The sequence below is a fragment of the Microbacterium sp. EST19A genome (genome assembly GCF_019969685.1).
Classification (GTDB): domain Bacteria; phylum Actinomycetota; class Actinomycetes; order Actinomycetales; family Microbacteriaceae; genus Microbacterium.
The window spans coordinates 608,043-632,072 of record NZ_JAHXYZ010000002.1 but is presented as its reverse complement, the minus strand read 5'-3'; the positions used below and the strand labels follow the sequence as shown (position 1 = coordinate 632,072).

The following is a 24,030-nucleotide window of genomic DNA, read 5'->3' as shown; positions in this document are numbered from 1 at the left end:
GGATACTGTTCCCGGCATGCAGCGAGCGACTTCCCTGGAGCGCCGCGTCGATGCCGCAGCGAACCGCGTGCTCCTCGGCGCTCCGGCGAACGGCGTCCGCGCGGGTCTCGTCGAGTTCACGGTGTTCGTCCTGAAGCAGGCCTGGGCCTGCATCTTCGGTGCCGCGCTCCTCGTCGTCATCCTCGTCGCGCAGCTCTGGTATCCGGACGACGCCCCTCTCGCCCGCAACGACGTGCTCACGATCGCCGCGGTGCTCATCCAGGTCGCGATGCTCGTGTTCCGGCTGGAGAGCGGGAGGGAACTGTGGGTCATCGTGCTGTTCCATCTCACCGGGACGGTGATGGAGCTGTTCAAGACCGACGCGGGGTCGTGGGCGTATGCCGCGGACGGCATCCTCCGGATCGGCGGCGTCCCGCTGTTCAGCGGCTTCATGTACGCGGCCGTCGGGTCGTACATGGTGCGGGTCTATCGCCTGTTCGATCTCGGCTTCACCCGGTATCCGCGGCGGTGGATGACGGCCGTCCTCGCCGTGGCGATCTACCTCAACTTCTTCACGCACCACTGGTGGTGGGATGCGCGGTGGGTGCTGCTCGCGGCCGTGCTCGTGCTCTGGCTGCCGACCGTGATGCACGCGCGAGTGTGGCGCCGCACTCTCCGGCTTCCGCTGCTCCTGGTGTTCGGCGGAGTGGCCGTGTTCATCTACCTCGCCGAGAACATCGGCACCTGGGCCGGCGCCTGGGCGTATCCCGACCAGGTCGAGTCCTGGCAGCCGGTGTCGCTGAGCAAGCTGAGCTCGTGGTTCCTGCTGATGATCATCTCGGTGGTGCTGGTCGCGTGGGTGTACCCGCCGCAGGTGCCCGCCTCCCTGATGGCCACGACCCGGGGAGACGACAGAGGGGCGGATGCCGCTCGCGCAGCATCCGCCCCTCCGAAGTCGATCAGGCGCCGGTGACCGGAGCAGCACCCGGTGCGCCGGAGCCGCCGCGACGGCGACGACGGCGACGCGCCGGAGCCGGCTTGCCGTCGTGGTGCTCCTTGCCCTCACCGTCGTGCGTACCGCCGCCGTCCGCGCTGCGGTCAGCGGCCTGAGCGGCACTCCCGTCTCCGGCGGACCCCTCGGCCCCGCCCTCGACGAAGGTGGAGCCGACCGGGTTCTCGCTGTTGCGGCGACGGCGACGACGACGCGTGCCGCCCTCGTCCGTGCCCTCGGCCGCGGCATCCGCTGCGCGCTCGGGACGACGCGTGCGCTCGGTCTTCACCGTCTGCGTCTTCGGTGCCGTCGTGAGACGGCCCTTCGTGCCGGCGGGGATGTCGAGGTCCTCGAACAGCTGCGGGCTCGACGAATAGATCTCGACCGGCTCGGGCTGGCCGAACTCGAGGGCGCGGTTGATGAGGGCCCACTTGTGCAGGTCCTCCCAGTCGACGAAGGTCACCGCGATGCCCGTCTTCCCCGCGCGGCCGGTGCGGCCGGCGCGGTGGAGGTACGTCTTGTCCTCGTCGGGGATCGTGTGGTTGATCACGTGGGTCACGTCGTCGACGTCGATACCGCGGGCGGCGACGTCGGTCGCCACGAGCACGTCGCGCTTGCCGGCCTTGAACGCCGCCATCGAGCGCTCGCGCTGGTCCTGTCCCATGTCGCCGTGCACGCCGCCCACGTTGAAACCGCGGTCGCCCAGCTCGTCGACGAGGCGCTGCGCCGCACGCTTGGTGCGCGTGAAGATCACGGTCTTGCCGCGGCCCTCGGCCTGCAGGATGCGGGCGATGATCTCGTCCTTGTCCATGGAGTGCGCGCGGTACACGAGGTGCTTGATGTTGGCCTGCGTGAGACCCTCGTCGGGGTCGGTCGCGCGGATGTGGATCGGGTTCGACATGAAGCGGCGGGCGAGCGCGACGATCGGGCCGGGCATGGTCGCCGAGAACAGCTGCGTGTGGCGGACCGCGGGGACCTTCTGGAAGATCTTCTCGATGTCGGCGAGGAAGCCGAGGTCGAGCATCTTGTCGGCCTCGTCGAGCACGACCTCGGTCGCGTTCGAGAGGTCGAGCAGGCGCTGCCCGGCGAGGTCGATCAGGCGACCGGGGGTTCCGACGACGATCTGCGCGCCGGCCTTGAGCTGGTCGATCTGACCCTCGTAGGCCTTGCCGCCGTAGATCGCGACGACGCTCGTCGAGCGGTTGCTGGTGAGCAGGTCGATGTCCTCGTAGACCTGCACCGCGAGCTCGCGGGTCGGGACGACGATGAGCGCCTTCACACCGTGCTCGGGGTCGTTGCCGAGACGCTGGACGACGGGGATGCCGAAGCCGAAGGTCTTTCCGGTTCCGGTCTTGGCCTGGCCGATGATGTCCTGGCCCGGAAGGCCGAGGGGGATGGTCTGCTCCTGAATGGGGAACGACTCGATGATGCCCTTGGCGGCGAGTGCGTCGACGATGTCCTGGTCGACACCGAGTTCAGCGAAAGTTGTCACTTGTTCAATTGCCTGTCCGGCGACCCTCTGGATCGCCACGTAAACGGATCCACGCCGTCTCTCATGCCACAGGCGCGGGGGCCCGCTCCGACGGCGGGACACGCCCAGCCTACCCGAGGGTCGGTCAGGGCCAGGAAGAGCGTCCGCGCCCGAGTATTGTGAACGACGTGGTGAACTCGACCGGGAGGCCTCGTGGTTAAGTGGTTCTGGCAGCGCGATGCGGCGCCCCGCCGTACGTTGGCGCTCCGCAGCCGAGGCGATCAGGGCGACGCGACCCGCGTCGACTTCGCCGAACTGGCGCCGGAGCTCAGTCGCTTCCTCGGCCAGGCCGCCTACCTCCAGCTGGGCTACTTCGAGACCCTCACCCGGTTGATCCGTGCGACGCCGGAGCTCTCCGAGAAGGAGTCGCTCTCCCGGGCGGCCGGTGCGGCGCTCACCAAGCACCGCGCGATCGTCGACCTGATCGAGGAGCGGGGCGACGAGCCCACGCAGCTGATGCTCCCGTTCCGCGAGAACCTCGACGCCTTCCGCCGCAAGACGATCGGAGCGCGTCCGCGTGAGACGCTCCTCGCGGTGTACATCACCGCCGGCATGCTGGACGACTTCTACCTCGCGCTCGCCTCGAGCTACGCCGACACCGGTCGCCGGGTCGTCGAGATCCTCCGTGAGGACGATGCCCGTCACGAGATCGTCGCGATCATCCAGGAGACGATCGAGAGCGACGAGGAGTGGCGCTCGCTGCTGTCGATGTGGGCGCGACGGCTCGTCGGCGACACGATCCTGGTGTGCCGCTCGGCGTTGCGGCCCGAGCGTCTCGCGGCCGACGACGAGCGGATCGAGCCCGTCTACACCGAGCTGATGGGCGCGCACGCGCGCCGGATGGATGCTATGGGCCTGGCCTCCTAGGCCACGCGCATCCGCGCGAAGGCCTGCAGGACGATCTCTCGCGCCTCCTCGGGTACGAGCGGCTCGTCTGCGAGCTCGGCCATCGGGACCCACCCGGGCCGATACTTGTTGTCCTCGCTCTCCGCGAGGGCTTCCGGCCCTCCGAGAGTCGGCTCTCCGGGCAACGCCGTCAGGAGTAGGTAGTGCGCCCGCCGGTCGTCGTGATCGACAGTGGCGATGTCGCCGGTCACCGTCCCGACGAGCCCCGTCTCCTCGGCCAGTTCGCGCACTGCCGCCTGGGCGGGGGTCTCTCCGGCCTCGATCCCGCCACCGGGAAGCACCGTGTACCGTCGGCCGCCCTTCAGCCGCCTCATCAGCAGCACGCGGGAGCCGTCGAAGCACACGCAGACGGCGCGTTCCTCAGGGCGCATGGAGTCCGTCGATCGCGCGCATCCGCTCGAGCCTGGTGGTGAGTCGCCAGGCGATCAGGAGCGGGATCGCGCCGAGCACGCCGAACGACATGTCGATCAGCTGCCAGCCCAGGGGGATCCCGCGGATGCCGCCGGCGATCAGGGCGAGCGGGATGATCCCGGCGCAGGCGATCACGCCGAACTGGATGACCCAGATGTTGCGCACCGGGTCGATGAACGGGCCGATGAAGACCACCGCGAGGACGAGGTGCGCGTAGGCGAGCCAGTCCGTGCCGTACGAGATGAACGGGTAACGTCCGTCGACGTCGACCAGCGCGGATGCCACGCGATCGACCCACGCCACCGCGTCGGGGAACCAGTCCACGGCGGGGCTCGAGTGGAGGATGTCGGAGCCGATTCCCAGCTCGACCCGCAGGGGGAACGCGGTGACTCCGCTGACGAACAGCCCGAGGATCATGATCGCGATGCAGATCCGGATCCCTCGCAGCGTGCTCCGCTCGCTCACGTCACCCCGGTCGTCGGATCAGATCCCGAGCGCGGCCTTGGCCTCGGCATCCGATCGGCGACGCACGGCGACGATCGCCACCGTGGCGAGGACCGCCGCGGCGACCGCGCCGAGCACGCTCGCGAGCCAGAGCCAGATGCTGTCCTCGCCGACTCCCGCCCACTGCAGGGCGGTGTAGACGATCGCCGACACGGCGGTCGCGATGCCCGGAGTCACGGCGACTCCGCGCAGTTCGCGGCCGCCGATCAGGTAGTGGGCGCCGATGCCGAGCGCACACGCGCCGATGAGGGCGAGGAGGATGTACATGTCCTGGTCAGGCGACGAAGCCGACGCGGCGCGATTCCTCGGTGCCCAGCTCGATGTAGGCGAGGTTCGCCGTCGGGACGAGGTACGAGTTGCCCTTGACGTCGGAGAAGTTCAGGTGCGTCGTGCTCTGCTCGAGTGCGGCGGAGACCTGCGTGCGGACCTCGTCCGCGCTCGCGCCGGTGTCGAAGCTCAGCTCGCGGCCGGTGTTGATGATGCCGATGCGGATTTCCACAGTGCTCCTTGAAGTTCGTCGGACGTGCCAACTCTACCCCGCACGCACCGGCCCGGATCGGCCGCCGGAGCCGGTTTCGCCGTGAGCGCACATCGCATGCGGGGCCGGGCGCGACGACGATGTCCGCGCGCCCCGATACCGTGGAGGGCATGACACCGGATGCTGCGCAGCGAGCCGTCGTCGCCGCCGCGACGAGTGCCTCCGGGGTCATCATCGGCGCGCCGGGCACGGGCAAGACGCGCACCCTCGTCGACCGGGTCGTGCATCTGCTCGACACCGAGGGGATGCGGCCCGAAGAGGTGCTCGTCCTCACCCCGAGCCGCCAGGCCGCGACCGCGCTGCGCGACCGGATCGGCGTGCGCATCGGACAGGCGACCCCCGGGCCGCTCGCGCGCTCGCTCGGCTCCTTCGCCTTCCAGCTGGTGCGCGGGGCGATGGTGCGCGCGGGGTCGGAGCCGCCGGCGCTGCTCACCGGCGCCGACCAGGACCGCATCATCGCCGAGCTGCTCGCGGGAGACGCCGAAGACGATCGCATCCCGTGGCCCGAGGCGCTCAGCGCGTCGGTGCGCGCCTCGAAGGGGTTCCGCTCCGAGCTGCGGGCGTTCCTCGCCGAGTGCACCGAGATCGGGGTCCATCCCGATGAGCTCCGCCGGTCGGGCAACGACGTCTGGGCCGCGGCGGCCGAGTTCCTCGTCGAGTACCGTGCGGTCCTCGACGCGCTGCGCTCGGCACACCGCGACGCCGCCGACCTGCTGAGCGAGGCGAGCGCGATCCTGCAGGAGGCGGAACCTGCGGCGCTCGGTCCGCTCGCACCCCTTCGCGTGGTGCTCATCGACGACGCGCAGGAGCTGACGCGCGGCGGCATCGCCGTGGTGCGGGCATTGCGCACACGGGGGATCGCGGTGCTCGCGTTCGGCGACCCGGACATCTCCTCCGGTGCGTTCCGCGGGGCCAGCCCCGAGCTCTTCGCGCAGCTCGCGGGTGTGCTCGGAGACGTGCACGTGCTCGACGGGTCGCACCGCCAGAAGCCGTCTCTCACCGCCCTGACCCGCACGGTCACCCAGGCGATCGGCGTCTCCGGGCGGGTCGAGCACCGCCGCGCTCCCGCTTCGCCGGCCGAGGAGGCCGACGCTGCCGTCACGACGTTCATCGCCCCGTCGCCCTATGAGGAGCTCGATCGCATCGCCGGAGTCATGCGCGACTGGCACCTCAGCGAAGGCCTCCGGTGGGACCGGATGGCGGTCATCGCCCACGACACGCGGCAGGTGACGACGCTGGAGACCGAACTGGCGGCACGCGAGATCCCCACGCGGGCCGCGGGCGTGCAGCGGCCGCTCGGCAGTGAGGGGATCGTGCGCGACATCGTCGAGATCGTGCGGCTCGCGCTGACCCCGGTGGACGAGCGCACCCCGGCCGCGCTGGAGGAGGCGCTGCGCACGCCCTTCGGCGGGATGGATGCCATCGGGCTGCGGCGCCTGCGCGCGCGTCTGCGGCACATCGAGCTCGAGCAGGGCGGCTCGACACCCGCACGAGAGCTGCTGCGGATGGCGATGGCGAACCCCGCTCACCTGACCTTGATCGACGCGGCCGAATCGCGCACGGCGGCACGGTTCGCCGAGACGATCGAGGCGCTCTCCCGCGCGGCGGCCGAGGGGGAGACGATCCACGACCTGCTGTGGCGGGTGTGGGATCAGGCCCGCGCTGTCGACGGTCGCCGCCTCCATGTCGCCTGGCGTGAGATCTCGCTGCTGCCGACCGGAGCCGAGACCGCGAGGTCGCTCGATGCGCTGGTCTCGCTGTTCGACGCCGCGAAGCGTTTCGTGGAGCGGACGCCGAACGAGAGCCCCGAGACCTTCGTCCGGGACATCCTCGACAGCGAGGTGCCGGAGGACTCCCTCTCGACGCCGGATCGACCCGGCAAGGTCACGCTGCTGACACCGGCGACCGCCCTCGGCACCGAGTTCGACGCGGTGGTCGTCGCGGGCGTGCAGGACGGCGTCTGGCCGAACGTGCGTCTGCGCGGAGGGCTGCTGCAGACCTGGCGTCTCGCCGACGAGGTGGAGGCAGCTCGCACCGGGGTGGCGATCGAGGCGCCCGGGGTCGTCGACCGACGCCGCGCGGCCCTGCACGACGAGCTCCGGCTGTTCGTGCGGGCGATCTCCCGCGCGCGCGACCGGCTCCTCATCACGGCCGTCGACGACGACGACATGACGCCGAGCGCGTTCTTCGGCTTCCTGCCCGCACCGGAGCCGCCCGAGCGTCATGTCTCCGCCGAGCATCCGCTCACGCTGCGCGGCATGGTCGCCCGCCACCGCCGCACATTGACCTCCGTGCCCTCGGAGCCGCTGCGGCGCGAGGCGGCAGGGCAGCTCGTCGTTCTGGCCGGCGAGGGTGTGCCGGGCGCTGATCCTGCCGAATGGTACGGCGTGACACCTCCCTCCACGGATGCGCCCCTGCGCGACCTCGAGGTCGCCGGCGCGCGGGTGTCGCCCTCGAAGATGGAGTCCTACGAGGAGTGCGGCCTGAACTGGGTCGTCTCGGCGCTCGGCGGCGATACCGTGATGCCACCGAGCGCAGGCATCGGCACGATCGTGCACGAGGCGATGGAGCGGGTTCCCGACGGCGACCTCGAGCAGATGCGCGCGATCGTCGCCGAGCACTGGCCCGAGCTCGACTTCGAGACGGAGTGGATCGGTCGCAAGGAGCGGCGGCGCGCAGACCTGTACGTCGATCGGCTGCACTCCTACCTCGGCGATGTGCGCGGCGATCGGGGGGAGGTCATCGGCAGCGAGGTCGAGTTCCGCTTCGCCGTCGATCTCCCCGACGGCGACGAGACCCCCGCCGTGCACCCGGTCGGCGAGGACCGCGCGAACCAGGCGATCATCCACGGATACATCGACAGGGTGGAGAGCTATCCACCCGGCTTCGGTGAGCACTCGCACGCGCGCGGCCGCGGCTGGGAGCCCATGGCGGGCGATGACGGCGCGCCCACCGTGGTGGTCGATCTGAAGACCGGGAAGACCGATCCCGAGTCCGATTCCGGTGTGCTCGAGCATGCCCAGCTCGCCGCGTACCAGGTCGCCGTGCAGCAGGGGCTGATCGAAGGGGCGCCGCCCGGATCTCTCGCCGGCGCGCGCCTCGTCATCGTCTCGAAGACCCTCGCCAAGAGCGACTACCGCATCGCCCACCAGCACACGCTCGGTGACGAGTCGCGTTCGGCCTTCCTGCGTCGAGTGGCGGGCGCGGCGCGCGGTATGTCGGCCTCGAGCTTCACGGCGCAGGTGGAGTCGCACTGCGCCGACACGCAGCGCCGGGTGCACCCGTGCCGCATCCACACGGTGCCGGCGGTGAGTTCGTGACCGGGTGGTCGACGGAGGGGAGCCTGTCTGCGGTCGACATCGCCACGGCCCTCGGCCAGCCTTCGCCCACCCCCGCGCAGCAGCGCGTGATCGAGGCGCCGCCGGAGCCGGCGCTGGTCGTGGCCGGAGCGGGCAGCGGCAAGACGGAGACGATGTCGGGCCGCGTCGTCTGGCTCGTCGCCAACGGGCACGTGCTGCGCGACGAGATCCTCGGCCTCACCTTCACGCGCAAGGCGGCCGGTGAGCTCGCGGAGCGGATCGGCACGCGGCTGGCCGTGATCGACGAGTACGGTCGTCGGGGTCTGCTGCCGCACCTCGCCGAGATCGTGCGTGGCGACGCGCTCCGCCGCGTGAACGAGGCCGTGCCCGGACGTCAGCGCGAGCTCGTGCGCGCACACGTGCTGGATGAGCTCGCCGCGGGGTTCGGCACCGGCTGGGATCCCGCGACGCCGCGCGCCGCAGAGGATCTGATGATCCGCCCGCGTGTCTCGACCTACAACGCGTTCGCCGACGGCATCGTCCGCGAGCACGCGGCACGGATCGGTCGTGACCCCGACGTCGCGATGCTCAGCCAGGCAGCGTCGTGGATGCTGGCGCGCGAGGTCGTGCTCCGCAGCGACCTGCCCGAGCTGGAGAACATCGACTTCGCCCTCGGCACCGTCATCGACGCCGTGCAGCGACTGGCCGGCGATGCACTCGACCATCGCGTCGAGCTCGACCTCGCCGAGCGCATCGCCCGCGACCAGGCGCTCGCGTTCGCTCCGTACCGTTCGAACGCCGACGTGGAGAAGGCCGCGTCGAACCTGCTGAGCCTGCCGACACTGGCCGACCTCGTGCGCGACTATATGGCAGAGAAGGAACGGCGCGGCGTGCTCGACTTCGCCGACCAGGTGGGCGGCGCGTACGACATCGTGGAGTCCGCCCCCGACGTGCGGGCCGATCTTCGCGAGCAGCATCGCGTCGTGCTGCTCGACGAGTACCAGGACACCTCGGTCATCCAGACCCGTTTCCTCGCCGAGCTCTTCCGGGATTCCGCGGTCATGGCGGTCGGCGATCCGCACCAGTCCATCTACGGGTGGCGCGGAGCGAGTGCCGACAACCTGTATGCGTTCTCGAAGACGTTCTCGAGCACCGGCACAGCGCAGACCTACAGCCTCATGACGAGCTGGCGCAACGACCGCGGCATCCTCGACATCGCCAACAAGGTGCTCGAGCCTCTGCAGCGCCCGGGACTCGACGTGCCGCCGCTCGAGCCTCGCCCCGGTGCAGGACAGGGCGGGGTGACAGTGCGGTTCCCGTTCACCGTCGACGACGAGGCCGCGGCCGTCGCCGAGTGGTTCGAGCAGCGCCGCGCCGCGCACGCCGCACGGGATGGCGGCCGTGCACCCGGGCAGAACCCGCACACCGGCGCGATCCTGTTCCGGTCGAAGCGGCACATGCAGACCTTCGCCGGAGCGCTCGCCACCCGAGGCATCCCGCATCGCATCCTCGGACTCGGCGGACTGCTCACGACCCCGGAAGTGGTCGACGTCGTCTCCACGCTGCGGGTCGTGCACGATCCGACGGCCGGGTCCGCGCTGATCCGCCTGCTCACCGGCCCCCGTTTCGGCGTCGGCGTGGCCGACATGGGTGCGCTCTACGACCTCGGTCGCGCCCTCTCCGAGCGCGACACCGACATGGCGCCGCTGCCCGAGGAGGTGCGCGCCCGGCTGCGGTCGTCGCGCGGTGCCGACGAGGCCGTGTCGATCATCGACGCCGTCGACGTCGTGCGCGCGGTGCGCGACGACTACCGCATGCTCGAGGAGATCACCCGGGACGGCCGCGCGCGGATCCGCGCGGCCGGCGAGATGCTCGAACGGCTGCGGCGCGCATCGTCTCAGCCGATCCCCGAGCTGGTCCGGCTCATCGAGCTCGAGCTGCGGCTCGACATCGAGTTGGCGTCCAACGAGACGAGGGGGCCGGCGCGGATCGCCGCGACGCAGCTCCGTGCCTTCGCCGACGAGGTGCGCGCCTTCCTCGCCGCCGACGATCGCGGCACCATCGGCAGCCTGCTCGCCTGGCTCGACAAGGCGGAGAGCACCGACGAGCTGATGCCGCGGCCCGAGCCGCCGGAGCCGGGGGTCGTGCAGCTGCTCACGATCCACGGCTCGAAAGGTCTGGAGTGGGACGCGGTCGCCGTCGTGCGCCTGGTGGTCGACGAGCTGCCCAGCCGCGTCTCCGACACGTCCGGCTGGTTCGGCTTCGGCGTGGTGCCGTTCGCTCTGCGCGGCGACCGCGACGCACTGCCGCGCTTCGAGTGGGATCCGGTCGAGGCGATGGGGGAGGAGCCCGACCCGGACAAACGGCAGAAGCTCGCGCAGGCGTCGCTGTCGGGTGGCGCGACCAAGGCCAACCCGCAGGGCGGAGCCCTCAAACGGTTCAAAGACGCCTACCGCGCATATCAGCAGCAGGAGGAGCGGCGCCTCGCCTACGTCGCCGTGACGCGCGCTCGCACCGATCTGCTGCTCAGCGGAGCGCACTGGGCGGGGCAGAAGGCCCCGCGCACGCCGAGCCCCTACCTCGTCGAGGCCATCGAGGTGCAGGGGCTGGATCCCATCGACCCGGTCGATCCCGACGAGAATCCGTATGAGGGTCCGGGATCGACGCTCCGCTGGCCGCTCGATCCGCTGGGAGCGCGTCGAGGCGCCGTGACCGCGGCGGCGGCCGCTGTGGAGGACGCTGCTCGCTCTGGCCTCGCCCAGCCGTCACTCGAGCTCACGCGTCTGCTCGCGGAGCGGGCCGCCCGTCAACGGGGCACGGATGCCGCCGCACCGACCCGCGTTCCCGCCTCCCGCTTCAAGGACTACGTCACGGACTTCGCCGGCACGTTGTCGTCCATCGTGCGGCCGATGCCTGAGCGGCCCTATCGGCAGACTCGCCTGGGCACGCTGTTCCACGCCTGGGTGGAGCAGCGTTCCGAGCTCGTGGGCGTCGGAAGCCGCGTCGACGAAGCGCTCTGGGAGCTCGACGAGGACGAGGTCCCGTCCGATCCCGGGTTCGGCTCCGACGACGCTCTCGACGGAGCGACCACCGCCGCGGATACGGCGGACCTGGCAGCCCTGCAGCAGACGTTCGAGCGGAGCGAGTGGGGACTGCTGCAGCCGATCGCCGTCGAGATCGAGATCGACTTCGCGCTCGGCTCCGGCATCGCGGGACCCGGCGATCCGGAGCAGTCGCACATCGTCATCTGCAAGCTCGATGCCGTCTACCGGCGCGACGACCGCGGCGGGCGCATCGAGATCGTCGACTGGAAGACGGGCAAGGCGCCGCGCACTGCTGCGGAGCGCGAGGAGCGGATGCTGCAGCTCGCGCTGTACCGCCTCGCGTACCACCGGCGCTTCGAGGTGCCGTTGGAAGACATCGACGTGGCGCTGTACTACGTGGCGGACGACCTCGTCATCCGCGGGGACCGCGTCTACTCGGAGGAGGAGCTCTTCCAACGCTGGAGCGCGGCACGCGCGGCACGCTGAGCCTCTTCGGAATCGTCGGCGGCCTCGTCGGACGCGTCGTCATCCGCCGGCTTCGCCTGAACGGGACGCGGGGTCAGCGGATGCGAATCCTCGCGGACGCCGGCCGCACCGTTGGTACCCGCGAAGAGCCCGGCCACGCCCGAGAGATCCTCGGTCTCGACGTTCAGCATCTCCGCCCGGTGCGCCGCTTCGGTGCTCTGCGCGTCGGACGTGTCACGCCCCTCTGCAGCCCACGGCGGCGCGGACGTCTCGGCGTGAGCGTCATCCGCGTCATCCGCGTCGGTGTCGGAAGCGCCATCGCTCCACAGCTCGTTCGGGTTGTAGGCGTCGGTCTGCATCGACGTGTCGACCTCGGCGGACGTGGCGACCGGAACGCGGCCCAGGGCGTCGAGGGCCGAGTCGACTCCTTCGCTGCGCGCCGCGATGATGCTGAGATCATCGGTGCGCAGGCCCTCGGCGAGGGATTCGAGGAGAGCGGCGGCATCATCGACGATGTCGGGTCGACGCATCGAATCGCCGTGCACGAGCCAGCGTGCGAACTCCAGCTCGGCCAGCAGTCGTGCGCGCACCTCGAGCCCGGCATCCGGAGCGCGATCGACGGCACGGGCGTAGGCGGCGTGGACGTCACCCGCCGCATCGGGTGCGGCCGACAACCAGGAGAGGTCGATCGCAGGGTCTCCGACCGACAGGCCATGCCAGCCGAGGAGACCGGTGACCTCGGGTCCCCGCTCCGGATCGTCGGCGAAGAGGAACGAGGTCGCCTGGACTCCGCCGAGCACGACGGTCGACTCGAATCGCCAGAGATCGTCGTCGGCGACGGCATCCCGCCAGCGCACGGTGAGACGAGCGGGCACTCGGCCCGTCGAAGCGGCCGAGTCGACCAGGCGGTTCAGCTCGGACCGGCTCTCCTCGGCGGAGCGCATCACGAGGCCGGCACCGCGGACGACCGAGGTCGGCATCCCGTGCACGGCGGCGATCGCCGCGCCCATGGACTCGGCGGCGCCGCGCCCTTCCGGCACCAGGGAGGCTTCGATCTGGAAGCCGGGGAGCAGTTCGGTCACCAGCGCGCGGCCCTTGCCGACGGTCGTCTCTCCGATGTACTCGGGCGCCTGGAACGGCAGCATGGCCCGGGCGCCGTCCGTCAGTGCGCGCAGCGCCAGCGCTTCCGCGGACAGTTCACGCGCGGTGTCCTCGTCGTCGGCCACGCGGATCGCGAGCTCGCGGCCGTCGGCCAGCGAGGCGACCGCCGAGTCGAATCGACCATCGCCGTCTGCGCTCAGAGCACGGGCACCCGTGACCTCTGCGCCGGGCAGTGCGGCCGTCACCGCCGCGGCTAGAGTGAAAGGAGAGCGTCCCATGCCCTTAGGGTAGGTCGACGCCGGGGCGGTCCCGCCTCCGCCACGCCCGTGAGAGAGGGAGTCGATGACCTTTCAGCCCCCCGCCCTCGACCGCGCCGCTGAACTCCGCGAGGAGCCGGGTGCCGTCGAACGTCTGCGATCCGAGCCCGGAACCCGTGCGATCGTCGTTCGCGACGGCCGGGTCAGGGTCGTCGAGTCCGCGCTCCTGAGGGTTTCCGCGGACGCTGTCGGCGAGGCGACCTGGGCTCTGCTGGGGCGCGACCAGGACGGCACCGTGCTGCTGCTCGCCGCGGCTCCGCCGGAGAACGATGCCCTCGACACGGCGCCCGACGAGATCTGGCTCGGACTGCGCGACCTCGGTGGTCGCATCGACCGGCTCGAGTCCGAACTGCTCGTCGAGGCGATCGCGATCGCCGGATGGCTGCGGGACGCCTCGTTCTGTCCGACGTGCGGTGGCGGCACGGAGCTCCGCCAGGCCGGGTGGTCGCGGCGCTGCCTCGTCTGCGGACGCGAGCACTTCCCGCGCACCGATCCCGCCGTGATCGTCGCCGTCGAGAGCCGCGACGGCGAGCGGCTGCTTCTCGGCGCGAATGCGAACTGGGGCGGACGGATGTACTCCTGTTTCGCCGGATTCACCGAGGCGGGGGAGTCGCTCGAGTCGACCGTGCACCGCGAGATCGAGGAGGAGTCCGGCGTGCGGCTGTCGGCCCTGCGGTACATCTCCTCGCAGCCCTGGCCCTTCCCGCGCTCGCTCATGATCGGCTTCCGCGCCGTCGTCGACGACGAGTCCGAGGCTCTCGCGGACGGTGAGGAGATCGTCGACGTCCGCTGGTTCACGCGCGAGGAGATCGGCTCGGCGCTCGCCGGCGATGGACCCGTGGGTCTTCCCGGGCCCGCGTCGATCGCCCGTGCTCTGATCGTCGACTGGTACGAGGGGCGCGAGTGAGCGCACTCGATGCCCTCGACGAGCGGCAGCAGGCCGCGGCATCCGTGCTGCGCGGTCCGGTCGCTGTGCTCGCCGGCGCCGGAACCGGCAAGACCCGGGTGATCACCCACCGCATCGCCCACGGCGTCGACACCGGCGCGTATTCGCCCTCGCGGGTGATGGCGGTGACCTTCACCGCGAAGGCGGCGGGAGAGCTCCGCGGCCGGTTGCGCGCGCTCGGCGTCGAGGGAGTCGCCGCCCGCACCTTCCATGCCACGGCCCTCGCGCAGCTGAACTTCTTCTGGCCGACCCTGGCCGGCTCTCCCGCCCCGTCGATCATCGACAACAAGGTGCGGATGCTGGGACAGGCGGCCGACGCGATGCGGCTCCGGCCGAGCACCGCCACGCTCCGCGACATCGCCTCGGAGATCGAGTGGCGCAAGGTCTCGATGCTGTCGATCGAGCAGCACGCCGCGCTCGGCCGCACCGTCACCGGAGTCGACGCAGGCCAGCTGATGGAGCTGATGCGCGCCTACGAGACGCTGAAGGACGAGCGCCGGCAACTCGACTTCGAAGACGTCCTGCTCGCCTGCGCCGGCATGCTGGAGGCGGAGCCGCGGGTCGCGGCATCCGTCCATGAGCAGTACCGGCACTTCACGGTCGACGAGTTCCAAGACGTCTCGCCCCTGCAGAACCGCCTCCTCGAGCTCTGGCTCGGAGACAGACAGGACATCTGCGTGGTCGGCGATGCGAGCCAGACGATCTACTCGTTCGCGGGTGCCGAGCAGCGGTTCCTGCTCGAGTTCGGACGCCGCCACCCGGACGCGACGGTCGTGCGCCTCGAGACGAACTACCGCTCTCAGGCCCCGATCCTGACGGCCGCCAACGCTCTCATGCACGGTCGGCCCGGTGCGCTCGAGCTGGTGCCGGCGCGTGAGCAGTTCACCGCGGACGCGCCGACCGTGACCGCCTACGACTCCGAGACCGAGGAGGCCGCAGGGATCGCGGCGGCGATCTCGGCCCGGATCGCGTCCGGCGCCTCGCCGGCCGAGATCGCGGTGCTGTACCGGGCCCACGCGCAGTCGGGGGTGCTGCAGCAGGCGCTCGCCGCCGAAGGCATCCCCACCTCCGTGCTCGGCGGAACGCGCTTCTTCGCGATGCCCGAGGTGCGGCAGGCGATCCTGGCCCTGCGCGCGGCGGCCGTGGCTCCGACGGAGCAGGGATTCCTCCCGAACGTGCAGCGCGTGCTGCGAGAACTCGGTCTGACCGAGGAGCCCCCGGCGGCGGGCGGTGCTCAGCGCGACGGCTGGGAGGCACGACGGGCGATCCTGAGGCTCGCCGAGGACGCCGGGCCCGACGCGAACCTGCGCAGCTTCAGCGACGCGATGATGGCGCGGGCGAAGGACCAGCACGAGCCGACGATGCGCACCGTGACCCTGTCGACCCTGCACGCCGCGAAAGGTCTCGAATGGCCGCACGTGCACCTCGCGGGCTGGGCGGAGGGCTCGCTGCCGATCTCGTACGCCACCAGCTTCGAGGCCGTCGACGAGGAACGGCGCCTCGCATACGTCGGCGTCACGCGCGCCGCGCGTACCTTGGAGATCTCGTGGTCGCGGTCGGCAGGGCGAGGAGAGCGGGCCCCGTCGAGGTTCCTGGCCGAGATGGGGACGACGGCTCGCGGCACCGGCATCCTTCGTGAAACGTCACCGCACGCCACGCGCGCGAGCCGTCCGCGCTGACCCGGACGACCTGACCGCCGCCGTCGCCGAGTGCGAGGAGCCGCGCGGCGAGGAGAGCTCCTTCTGCCACCTGCGCGGCCCGGAGCGGACCGGCCTCACGATCGATCAGCTGCGCATGCAGCAACGGCCATGCCGGGTCGCGGGCCGTGTCCTCGGCGTCACGGCAGGACAGGCACGGCGTGTGCCCCGGGACGACGAGCGGACCGACGGTGACGTGTCCGGGCTCGAAGGCGACGGGCAGGTGCGGTATGTCCTCGCGCAGATACCGGGCGAACTGCAGCGCAGCGGCGGAACCCTGCACGAGGATGATGCCCACCGCACCGCGTACGGCGCGATCGACGAGCGTGACGCCCTCGTCGGCGAGCGTTTCCCTCGCGCGGTGGGCGCCGCGTCCGTCGGTGATGCCGATCGTCTCGACCCATGCGGGCGGCATGGCGACCGGGTCGTCGATCAGCAGGTGCTGGATGCGGGCGAGCAGCAGCCGTGCCTCCTCACGCGGCGCACCGGTGCCATGCGCGATGACGTCGAACGATGCGCGCCGGAATCCGGACAGCAGACGGCTCAGGAGCAACTCGACCCACGGCGCATCGGCCGGGATCTGCAGTGCACCGTCTGTCCCCAGCTGCAGCGTGTGCCCGTCCCGCCACAGCAGCGGCGCGCCCGGGTCCAATCGGGTGAGGGTCGGCGGAGTCAGCGGCATTCACCGATTCTGGGCAGGATCCGTCGGCTGTGGCGTCGCGAAGGCGGTTCCGTGGACAACTTCCGCGGGCGGCCCGTCAGGGGAGGAGTGGTCACCCGCCCGCTCGCTCAGACCGGTCGTTCGCCTTCCGGTGTCGCGTCCCCGTCGGAATCGTCCGATCCGCCGTCTCCGTCGCCCGGCTCCTCCGCCGAGAAGTCGTCGCCGTCGAGGAGGCGCGCGAGAGCCTCGTCGAACTCGTCCGCCACCGGCTGCTCGCCGCGCTCCGCGGCCTGCAGGCGGGCGATCAGTGCGCTCGGGTCGTCGATGTCCTCGGCCGCCGGCATCAGGTCGGGGTAGTCCCAGAGCGAGTCGCGGCCGGCGATGCCGACGGCATCCGTCACCGCCTGCCACATCGCCGAGGCCTCGCGCATCCGGCGCGGGCGCAGCTTCAGCCCGACCAGAGCGCCCAGGGCGTCTTCCGCGGGACCGCCGACCGCGCGGCGGCGGCGGGCCGCCTCCGCGATGCGGGCGCCGTCGGGAAGCCGCGCGGTCGCCTGCGCGGTGACCACGTCGACCCAGCCGTCGATCGTGGCGATGAGGTTCTCGAGCCGCTCGAGCGCCTCGCGCTGCGCCTCGGTCTGCGCCGGCAGCAGTGCGCCGCCCTCGATCGCGGCCCGCAGCTCCTCGGGGTCGGACGGGTCGAGGCGACTGGCGACGTCTTCGAGCGCATCCACGTCGACGCTCACGCCGCGGGCGAAGTCGGTGATCTGCGCCATCACGTGCAGGTGCAGCCATTTCGCGTGACGGTAGAGGCGGGCGTAGGCGAGCTCGCGCGTCGCGAGATACAGCGCGATCTGGTCCTCGGGGATCTCGAGACCCTCGCCGAAGGCGGTGAGGTTCTGCGGGATCACCGCTGCCGTCCCGGCCGGAAGCACGGGGATGCCGACATCGCCGCCGGAGACCACTTCGAGCGACAGGTTGCCGAGCACCTGGCCGAACTGGGCGGCGAAGACCGATCCGCCGAGACCGCGCATGAGCTTTCCCGCGCCCTGCACGACGCTGCGCATCTCCTCGGGGACCTGAGTGTCGAGGGCCGAGGTCAGCGCGTCGGCGATGCTCGTCGACACCGGGCCGGCGATCTCCTTCCACACCGGCAGCGTCTTCTCGACCCACTCGCCGCGGGTCATCGCCGTCGGAGCCTCGGCCAGTTCGGAGATCGTCGTGGCCTCGCCCAGCCAGAGGTTCGCGAGGGTGAAGGAGTCGACGAGCGAGCTGCGTGAGCCGTCGGTCACGCCCTGGCCGTCGCGGTTCGCGATGTGCAGGGCCTGCCGCTGCGCGTTCTCCCACGGGTCGCCGCCGAACGCGCCCTGCAGCTGCGACATGATCGTCTGCATCATGGCGGGATCGAACTGGAAGCCCTCCATGCCCTGCATGGCCTCTCGAAGAGCTTCGGGATCGATGTCTCCGCCGCCCTGGTTCGAGAGCATCCGTCGGAGGAACTCCTGGAAGTCCTCGGGTGTCGGGTCGTTGTCTGCCATGTCGTTCGCCCTCTCAGCACGCCTATAGCCGTGGCATCTACGCTAGTCACAGGTTTCTGCACGCGTCCCCGAAGCGAGCAGATCGCTGTACGCCGCTCGCGAACGACGGAGGATGCTGTGGATCGAACGCGGTCAGGAAAGCTCGGACTGGGAGTCTGGGCGCTCATCGTCGCGCTCATCGCCCTGGCCGTGCTGACCTTCCTCCCGACGCCGTACGTCATTCAGCGGCCCGGGCCGGTCTACGACACCCTCGGCACGGCGACCGGGACCGACGGCGAGCCGGTCCCGCTGATCAGCGTCGAGGGAGCCGAGACCTTCGAGACCGCCGGAACTCTCGACCTCACGACCGTGCAGGTGGTCGGCAACCGCGAGCGCACCCCCAGCTGGTTCGAGCTCGCGCTCGCCTGGATGGATTCGTCCCGCGCCGTCGTGCCGCTCGACTCGGTGTTCCCCGCCGGCGTCACGACCGAGCAGCGCGACGAGCGCAACGCGATGCTGATGGTCGACTCGCAGCACGAGGCCACCGCCGCGGCGTTGAACGAGCTCGGCTACGACACGGGCGCGCAGGTGGTCGTGCAGGAGGCCGTCGCCGATGCGCCGGCCGACGGGCTGCTCGAAGCGGAAGACGTGATCACCGCGATCGACGGCACCCCCGTCACGTCCGCGACGCAGCTGCGCGAGGCGATCCAGGATGCCGGGGGAGACCCGGTCGTGCTCGACGTGCTCCGCGACGGCGAGCATCAGACCGTCGAGGTGACACCCGAGAAGCACGTCGAGAACGACGTGACGACCTGGCTCATCGGCATCACGCTGCGCACCGACTACGACTTCGAGGTCGACGTCACCCTCCAGCTCGACAACGTCGGCGGGCCGAGCGCCGGGATGATGTTCGCGCTCGGCATCATCGACACGCTGACCGAGGGTGAGCTGAACGGCGGGAAGAACATCGCCGGCACCGGGACGATCGACGCCGAGGGCACGGTCGGCCCCATCGGCGGCATCCGTCAGAAGCTCTACGGCGCACGCGACGCGGGCGCCGACTACTTCCTCGCCCCGGCGTCGAACTGCGACGAGGTCGAGGGGCACGTGCCCGACGGTCTCCAGGTGATCCGCACCGCGACGCTCGAGGAGTCCCTCGACGCCCTCGAGGTGATCGCGGCCGACGGCGACGTGGACTCGCTCCCCACGTGCGACGTCGCGGCGTCGTGACACCCGTGACACCCGCGGCGCCGTGACCTCGCCGTGACCGGGATGACAGCCGCCGCACAGTGAGGCCCGCCTAGGATGGAACGGTGACCTCGAACTCAGCCTCAGCTCCGACTCCGGCCACGCCTCGAACCTCCCGACGCATCCTCGGCATCTCCCTGGTGATCATCGCCGCACTGATCGCGGCGTTCTTCGTGTTCGCCTCGCTCTACACGGAGTTCCTCTGGTTCGACCAGGTGGGCTTCACCGGCGTCCTCACCACACAGTGGATCGCCACCGCCGTGATGTTCGTGGTGGGCTTCCTGGGCATGGCCGTGCCGCTCTTCCTCGTGATCCAGCTGGCATACCGCCTGCGACCCGTCTACGTGCGGCTCAGCTCGCAGCTGGACCGGTACCAGGAGGTCATCGAGCCCCTTCGCCGTCTGGCGATGTGGGGCATGCCGATCTTCTTCGGCCTGTTCGCCGGCTTCGCGGCCGCCGGACAGTGGAAGACCGTCTGGCTGTGGGCCAACGGCGTGGCGACCTCCGACGTCGACCCGCAGTTCGGGATCGACACCGGCTTCTACATGTTCGCGATGCCGTTCTACTCGATCCTGCTCGCGTTCGTCTCGGCCGTGCTCCTGCTCTCGCTGCTGGTGACCGCGCTCGTCTCGTACCTCTACGGCTCGGTGCGCATCGGTCAGGGTGAGCTGCGCATCTCGAAGCCCGCCCGCATCCAGCTCGCGGTGATCGCCGGTCTCTACCTGCTCGTGCAGGCTGCGAGCCTCTGGCTCGACCGGTACAAGACCCTGACCACACCCGACGACCGCATCACGGGTGCCGCCTACACCGGCGTCAACGCCACGATCCCGGGTCTCGCGATCCTCGCGATCATCGCCGCCGTCGTCGCCGTGCTGTTCTTCGTGACCGCGGCCATCGGCCGCTGGCGCTTCCCGCTCGCGGCGACCGCGCTGCTCCTCGTCGCCTCGCTCGTCGTGGGCGTCGGCTACCCGTGGGTCGTCACGACCTTCCAGGTCAAGCCGAACCAGAACGCGTACCAGGCGGAGTACTACCAGCGGAACATCGACGGCACGAAAGAGGCCTACGGCGTCGCCGACCTCGAGACCACGGCCTTCGAGGCCGAGACGGATGCCGCTGCCGGCCAGCTGCGCGAAGACGCCGAGACCACCGCGTCGATCCGCATCATGGACCCGAAGGTCATCCCGCCGACCGTCCGTCAGCTCGAGCAGTACCGCGGGTACTACCAGTTCCAGACGAACATGGACGTCGACCGCTACGAGATCGACGGCGTGATGCAGGACACCGTGGTGTCGGTGCGAGACCTCGACATGTCGGGCCTCGGCGACGGCGACAACTGGAACAACCGCGTCGCGGTCTACACGCACGGCTACGGCCTCGTCGCCGCGGCGGGCAACCAGCGCACGAGCGACGGCGAGCCCGTCTTCCTCGAGCGCGGCATCCCGTCCTCCGGGTTCCTCACGGACCGCGAGAACTTCGAGCCCCGCGTCTACTTCGGCGAGAACTCCCCGGAGTACTCGATCGTCGGAGCCCCGAAGGACTCCGAGCCGGCCGAGATCGACTACCCGCGCGGCAAGGACGGCTCGAGCGAGACGAAGACGACCTTCGAGGGGAACGGCGGCCCCAAGGTCGGCGACACCTTCACGAAGCTGCTCTACGCGCTGAAGTTCCAGTCCGAGCAGATCCTCTTCTCGAACCTCGTGAACGAGGACTCGCAGATCCTCTACGACCGTGACCCGAAGACCCGTGTGCAGAAGGTGGCGCCGTACCTCGAGCTCGACAGCGACCCGTACCCGAGCGTCGTGGACGGTCGCATCGTCTGGATCGTCGACGGCTACACCACGAGCTCGACGTACCCGTACTCGACGGGCGTCAGCCTGTCGGACGCGATCGCCGACTCGAACGTTCCGTCGCCGACGCTCGCGATCGACGACATCAACTACATCCGCAACTCGGTCAAGGCCACGGTCGACGCCTACGACGGCTCGGTCACGCTGTACGCGTGGGACGAGGAAGACCCGGTGCTGAAGACCTGGCAGAAGGTCTACCCGTCGACGGTCAAGCCGATCAGCGAGATGTCCGGCGAGCTGATGAGCCACGTCCGCTACCCGACCGACCTGTTCAAGGTGCAGCGCGACGTGCTCGGCATCTACCACGTCGACAAGGCAGGCTCCTTCGCACAGCAGGACAACCGGTGGCAGACGCCGAACGACCCGCGCAGCGAGGCGATGCTCCAGCCGCCGTACTACCTGACCATGAAGATGCCGGGCCAGGACGAGCCGCGCTTCTCGATGTTCTCGACATTCATCCCCGTGTCGCAGGGTGCGGGAGGCAGTCGCGACGTGCTGATGGGCTACCTGGCCGTGGACTCGGATGCCGGGTCCGAAGCCGGCGTCAAGGGGGAGGGCTACGGCCAGCTCCGAATGCTGGAGATCGACACGGACACCACTGTGCCCGGCCCCGGTCAGGTGCAAAACACCTACAACTCCGACACGGCCGTGGTGCCGCAGCTGAACCTGCTGCAGCAGGGCGAGTCCGAGGTCATCTACGGCAACCTGCTCACGCTTCCGGTCGGCGGCGGTCTGCTGTACGTGCAGCCCGTGTACGTCCAGTCCTCCGAGGGCACGCAGCTGCCGCGACTGCAGAAGGTGCTGGTCGCCTTCGGTGATCGCGTCGCCTTCGAAGACACGCTCACCGAGGCTCTCGACACGCTGTTCGGTGGTGACTCGGGCGCGACCGGTGGTGACGATCAGGTGGAACCGACCGATCCGGCTGAGGAGGGCACACCGGATCCCGACCAGGGCGAGACCCCGACCGAGCCGACGGCCCCCACGGGCGATGAGGCCACAGCCCTCGCCGAGGCGCAGCAGGCGCTGCTCGATCGGGACGCCGCGCTGAAGGCCGGAGACCTCGAGGCCTTCGCAGCGGCCGACAAGCGCCTCACGGCGGCCGTGGAGAAGCTCCTCGAACTGGATACCGCCGCGGGTCAGTGATCCCACGCAGCTGAATCGAATCGGGCGTCCCTTCGGGGGCGCCCGATTCGCGTATCGGCTCACCCTGTGGTTCCCATCGGATTCGCTGGATGGGACGCGAGCAGGTGGCCACCTACTGTTGCATCCAGAGCGTCCTACCCGACCCGATGGAGCAACGTGAACGAGCAGAACGACCCGGCAGAGCCCGGCCCCGTGCAGATCGCCGTCGCCCTCCCCTCGACGTCGGGGATCGAGGTCAAGTCCATCGACTGGGTGCCGCTTACCGAGCGCACCGGTACGCCCTCGAGCCTGTTCCCCCTCTGGTTCATGTCGAATGCGAACCTCACGACACTCGCGACGGGCATGGTCGGGGTCGCCATGGGGGCGAACTTCCTCGTGTCCCTCGTCGCGATCGTGCTCGGTGTCTGCGTCGGCACCGTGTTCACGTCCTTCCACTCCGCCCAGGGGCCGCAGCTCGGGCTGCCGCAGATGATCCAGTCGCGGGCGCAGTTCGGTTACCGAGGCGTCGCTATCGTGTGCCTCGTGGTCGTCGCCAGCATCGTCGGATTCAACATCTTCAACCAGCTACTCGCCGGCCAGGTGCTCACCGCGACGACCGGTGTGGATGCGGGCGCCGGATGGTACGTCCTCATCACCGCGCTCGCGCTCACCCTGGCGATCGTCGGGTACCACTGGATCCATCGCGTGCAGAAGTGGCTCACCTGGCTGTTCCTCGCGACCTTCGGCGTGTTCACGGTCGTGGCGCTCTTCGCGTTGCCGCTCACGGCGGCCGACTTCTCGCTGGGCGACATCAGCTGGCCGGCATTCCTGGTGCAATTCGCCGCTGCCGCCGCGTACGCCCTCGGGTGGGCCCCGTATGTGTCGGACTACTCGCGGTACCTCCCGCCCCAGACGAGCCCGCGCCAGGCGCTGTTCTACACGTCCTCGGGCGTGATCGTCGGCGCAGGTTGGCTCATGATCCTCGGCGCGTTCGTCGCCTCGCTCTTCGCGGATATGGACCCCGTCGAGGCGATCACGGCGGCGGCGGACGCGATCGTGCCCGGCGCAGGGGCGGTGCTGCTGTGGTCGGCGCTCCCCGCATTGATCACAGTGATCACGATCAACATCTACGCTGCGAGCATCGAGCTCATCACCGTGGCCGACTCGTTCCGCTCCGTGCGGCCGACGCGTTTCGCCCGCATCGTGGCCTGCAGCATCATCGGCCTCGGCGGCCTGCTGGGTGCCGCGTTCTCTACGGGGGAGTTCCTCGACTCGTTCGGAAGCTTCCTCGTCGTCCTGCTCTATGTGCTCGTGCCGTGGACCTCGGTCAACCTCGTCGACTACTACTTCGTGCGCCGCGGGCGCTACGCCGTCGCCGAGATGTTCCGCCCGCACGGCATCTACGGCGCGTGGGGCTGGCGGGGCATCACCGCCTACGTCATCGGCATCGCGGCGATGATCCCATTCGTCGTGACGACCTGGTTCACCGGACCGCTCGCCACGGCGATCGGCGGCATCGACATCGCGCTGTTCGTCGGACTCGTCGTCTCTGCCGTCGCCTACGTACTGCTCGCGCGCGGGCTGGATCTCGATGCCGAGCGCCGGCTCGCCCGAGATGAGGCCGAAGCGATGGGCGTGCGCTCCGTGACGTTCGGTGCGGAGCGTGGCTGAGGCCTCTTCCGTGGTCCCCATGGGGAAAAGCGAAAGGCCCCTGATCTGGATTTCTCCTGATCAGGGGCCTTTCTTGTGTCGCATTCTCGTTGCGGGGACAGGATTTGAACCTGCGACCTCCGGGTTATGAGCCCGGCGAGCTACCGAACTGCTCCACCCCGCGGCACAAGAAGTAACTTATCACGGATTCGGAGAGGCGGCCAATCGAGCGGGCCCCTCGCCGATGCGAGAGGAT

The 24,030-nt window shown here is 70.2% G+C and carries 16 protein-coding genes and 1 tRNA gene; 9 read left to right on the top strand and 8 right to left on the bottom strand.

Features of this window, described 5'->3' with window-relative positions; all coding sequences use genetic code 11:
* Positions 1–16 precede the first annotated feature (16 nt).
* Positions 17–952 carry a DUF817 domain-containing protein gene (locus tag LC452_RS13020; protein WP_223626006.1) on the top strand — a complete coding sequence of 312 codons (936 nt, stop codon included), beginning with the start codon at positions 17–19 and terminating at the stop codon, positions 950–952.
* Here LC452_RS13020 and LC452_RS13015 read toward each other — a convergent pair.
* Positions 939–2,462, bottom strand: a complete 1,524-nt coding sequence (locus LC452_RS13015; RefSeq protein ID WP_223626004.1) for a DEAD/DEAH box helicase — start codon at positions 2,460–2,462, stop codon at positions 939–941. The genes LC452_RS13020 and LC452_RS13015 overlap by 14 nt on opposite strands.
* Positions 2,463–2,654: 192 nt before the next feature.
* Between LC452_RS13015 and LC452_RS13010 the strand changes: the two genes are divergently transcribed.
* On the top strand, positions 2,655–3,368 hold the full coding sequence (locus LC452_RS13010) for a ferritin-like fold-containing protein (protein ID WP_223626002.1): 714 nt from the start codon (positions 2,655–2,657) through the stop codon (positions 3,366–3,368).
* Here LC452_RS13010 and LC452_RS13005 read toward each other — a convergent pair.
* The 4 genes from LC452_RS13005 to LC452_RS12990 are packed head-to-tail and all read right to left on the bottom strand — an operon-like array spanning position 3,365 to position 4,821.
* A complete protein-coding gene (locus LC452_RS13005; protein WP_223626000.1) occupies positions 3,365–3,778 on the bottom strand; it encodes an NUDIX domain-containing protein in 414 nt (137 codons plus the stop codon). The genes LC452_RS13010 and LC452_RS13005 overlap by 4 nt on opposite strands.
* Entirely contained in the window at positions 3,768–4,283 is a 516-nt protein-coding gene (locus tag LC452_RS13000) for a hypothetical protein (protein ID WP_223625998.1), read from the bottom strand. Before LC452_RS13000 ends, LC452_RS13005 begins: the two co-directional genes overlap by 11 nt.
* Before the next feature lie 18 nt (positions 4,284–4,301).
* Positions 4,302–4,589 (bottom strand): hypothetical protein, encoded by a 288-nt coding sequence (locus LC452_RS12995; protein ID WP_223625996.1) that lies wholly within the window; start codon positions 4,587–4,589, stop codon positions 4,302–4,304.
* Positions 4,590–4,596: 7 nt separating this feature from the next.
* The gene (locus LC452_RS12990; protein ID WP_223625994.1) at positions 4,597–4,821 is read right to left on the bottom strand and encodes a DUF3107 domain-containing protein; all 225 of its coding nucleotides are present in this window, start codon (positions 4,819–4,821) and stop codon (positions 4,597–4,599) included.
* 149 nt (positions 4,822–4,970) lie between these two features.
* Between LC452_RS12990 and LC452_RS12985 the strand changes: the two genes are divergently transcribed.
* Both LC452_RS12985 and LC452_RS12980 read left to right on the top strand, forming a co-directional pair.
* Positions 4,971–8,180, top strand: a complete 3,210-nt coding sequence (locus LC452_RS12985; protein WP_223625993.1) for an ATP-dependent DNA helicase — start codon at positions 4,971–4,973, stop codon at positions 8,178–8,180.
* A complete protein-coding gene (locus tag LC452_RS12980) occupies positions 8,144–11,689 on the top strand; it encodes an ATP-dependent DNA helicase (RefSeq protein WP_223625991.1) in 3,546 nt (1,181 codons plus the stop codon). The genes LC452_RS12985 and LC452_RS12980 overlap by 37 nt, the downstream gene beginning before the upstream one ends.
* On the opposite strand, the gene LC452_RS12975 is transcribed toward LC452_RS12980, so the two are convergent.
* The gene (locus LC452_RS12975; protein WP_223625989.1) at positions 11,635–13,047 is read right to left on the bottom strand and encodes a phosphotransferase; all 1,413 of its coding nucleotides are present in this window, start codon (positions 13,045–13,047) and stop codon (positions 11,635–11,637) included. The two genes, LC452_RS12980 and LC452_RS12975, sit on opposite strands and share 55 nt — an antisense overlap.
* Positions 13,048–13,111: 64 nt before the next feature.
* On the opposite strand from LC452_RS12975, the gene nudC reads away from it, so the two are divergent.
* Both nudC and LC452_RS12965 read left to right on the top strand, forming a co-directional pair.
* The gene (gene nudC / locus LC452_RS12970) at positions 13,112–13,993 is read left to right on the top strand and encodes an NAD(+) diphosphatase (RefSeq protein WP_223625987.1); all 882 of its coding nucleotides are present in this window, start codon (positions 13,112–13,114) and stop codon (positions 13,991–13,993) included.
* Positions 13,990–15,711, top strand: coding sequence for an ATP-dependent helicase (locus LC452_RS12965; RefSeq protein ID WP_223625985.1), 1,722 nt, complete (start codon positions 13,990–13,992; stop codon positions 15,709–15,711). Before nudC ends, LC452_RS12965 begins: the two co-directional genes overlap by 4 nt.
* Before the next feature lie 807 nt (positions 15,712–16,518).
* Here LC452_RS12965 and LC452_RS12960 read toward each other — a convergent pair.
* Positions 16,519–17,928 (bottom strand): zinc-dependent metalloprotease, encoded by a 1,410-nt coding sequence (locus LC452_RS12960; protein WP_223625984.1) that lies wholly within the window; start codon positions 17,926–17,928, stop codon positions 16,519–16,521.
* Between the two features lie 117 nt (positions 17,929–18,045).
* Between LC452_RS12960 and LC452_RS12955 the strand changes: the two genes are divergently transcribed.
* From LC452_RS12955 to LC452_RS12945, 3 genes are all read left to right on the top strand, one after another.
* Positions 18,046–19,137 (top strand): PDZ domain-containing protein, encoded by a 1,092-nt coding sequence (locus LC452_RS12955; protein WP_223625982.1) that lies wholly within the window; start codon positions 18,046–18,048, stop codon positions 19,135–19,137.
* A gap of 83 nt (positions 19,138–19,220) precedes the next feature.
* Complete coding sequence (locus LC452_RS12950) at positions 19,221–22,145, top strand: UPF0182 family protein (RefSeq protein ID WP_223625980.1); 2,925 nt, start codon at positions 19,221–19,223, stop codon at positions 22,143–22,145.
* 156 nt (positions 22,146–22,301) lie between these two features.
* Entirely contained in the window at positions 22,302–23,795 is a 1,494-nt protein-coding gene (locus tag LC452_RS12945; protein ID WP_223625978.1) for a cytosine permease, read from the top strand.
* A gap of 89 nt (positions 23,796–23,884) precedes the next feature.
* On the opposite strand, the gene LC452_RS12940 is transcribed toward LC452_RS12945, so the two are convergent.
* A tRNA-Met gene (locus LC452_RS12940) sits at positions 23,885–23,958 on the bottom strand.
* Positions 23,959–24,030: the final 72 nt, after the last annotated feature.

Coding starts and splice junctions, on each gene's coding strand:
- LC452_RS13020 (WP_223626006.1), top strand. CDS start 17: ATGCAGCGAGCGACTTCCCTGGAGCGCCGCGTCGATGCCGCAGCGAAC.
- LC452_RS13005 (WP_223626000.1), bottom strand. CDS start 3,778: ATGCGCCCTGAGGAACGCGCCGTCTGCGTGTGCTTCGACGGCTCCCGC.
- LC452_RS12995 (WP_223625996.1), bottom strand. CDS start 4,589: ATGTACATCCTCCTCGCCCTCATCGGCGCGTGTGCGCTCGGCATCGGC.
- LC452_RS12985 (WP_223625993.1), top strand. CDS start 4,971: ATGACACCGGATGCTGCGCAGCGAGCCGTCGTCGCCGCCGCGACGAGT.
- LC452_RS12975 (WP_223625989.1), bottom strand. CDS start 13,047: ATGGGACGCTCTCCTTTCACTCTAGCCGCGGCGGTGACGGCCGCACTG.
- nudC (WP_223625987.1), top strand. CDS start 13,112: ATGACCTTTCAGCCCCCCGCCCTCGACCGCGCCGCTGAACTCCGCGAG.
- LC452_RS12960 (WP_223625984.1), bottom strand. CDS start 17,928: ATGGCAGACAACGACCCGACACCCGAGGACTTCCAGGAGTTCCTCCGA.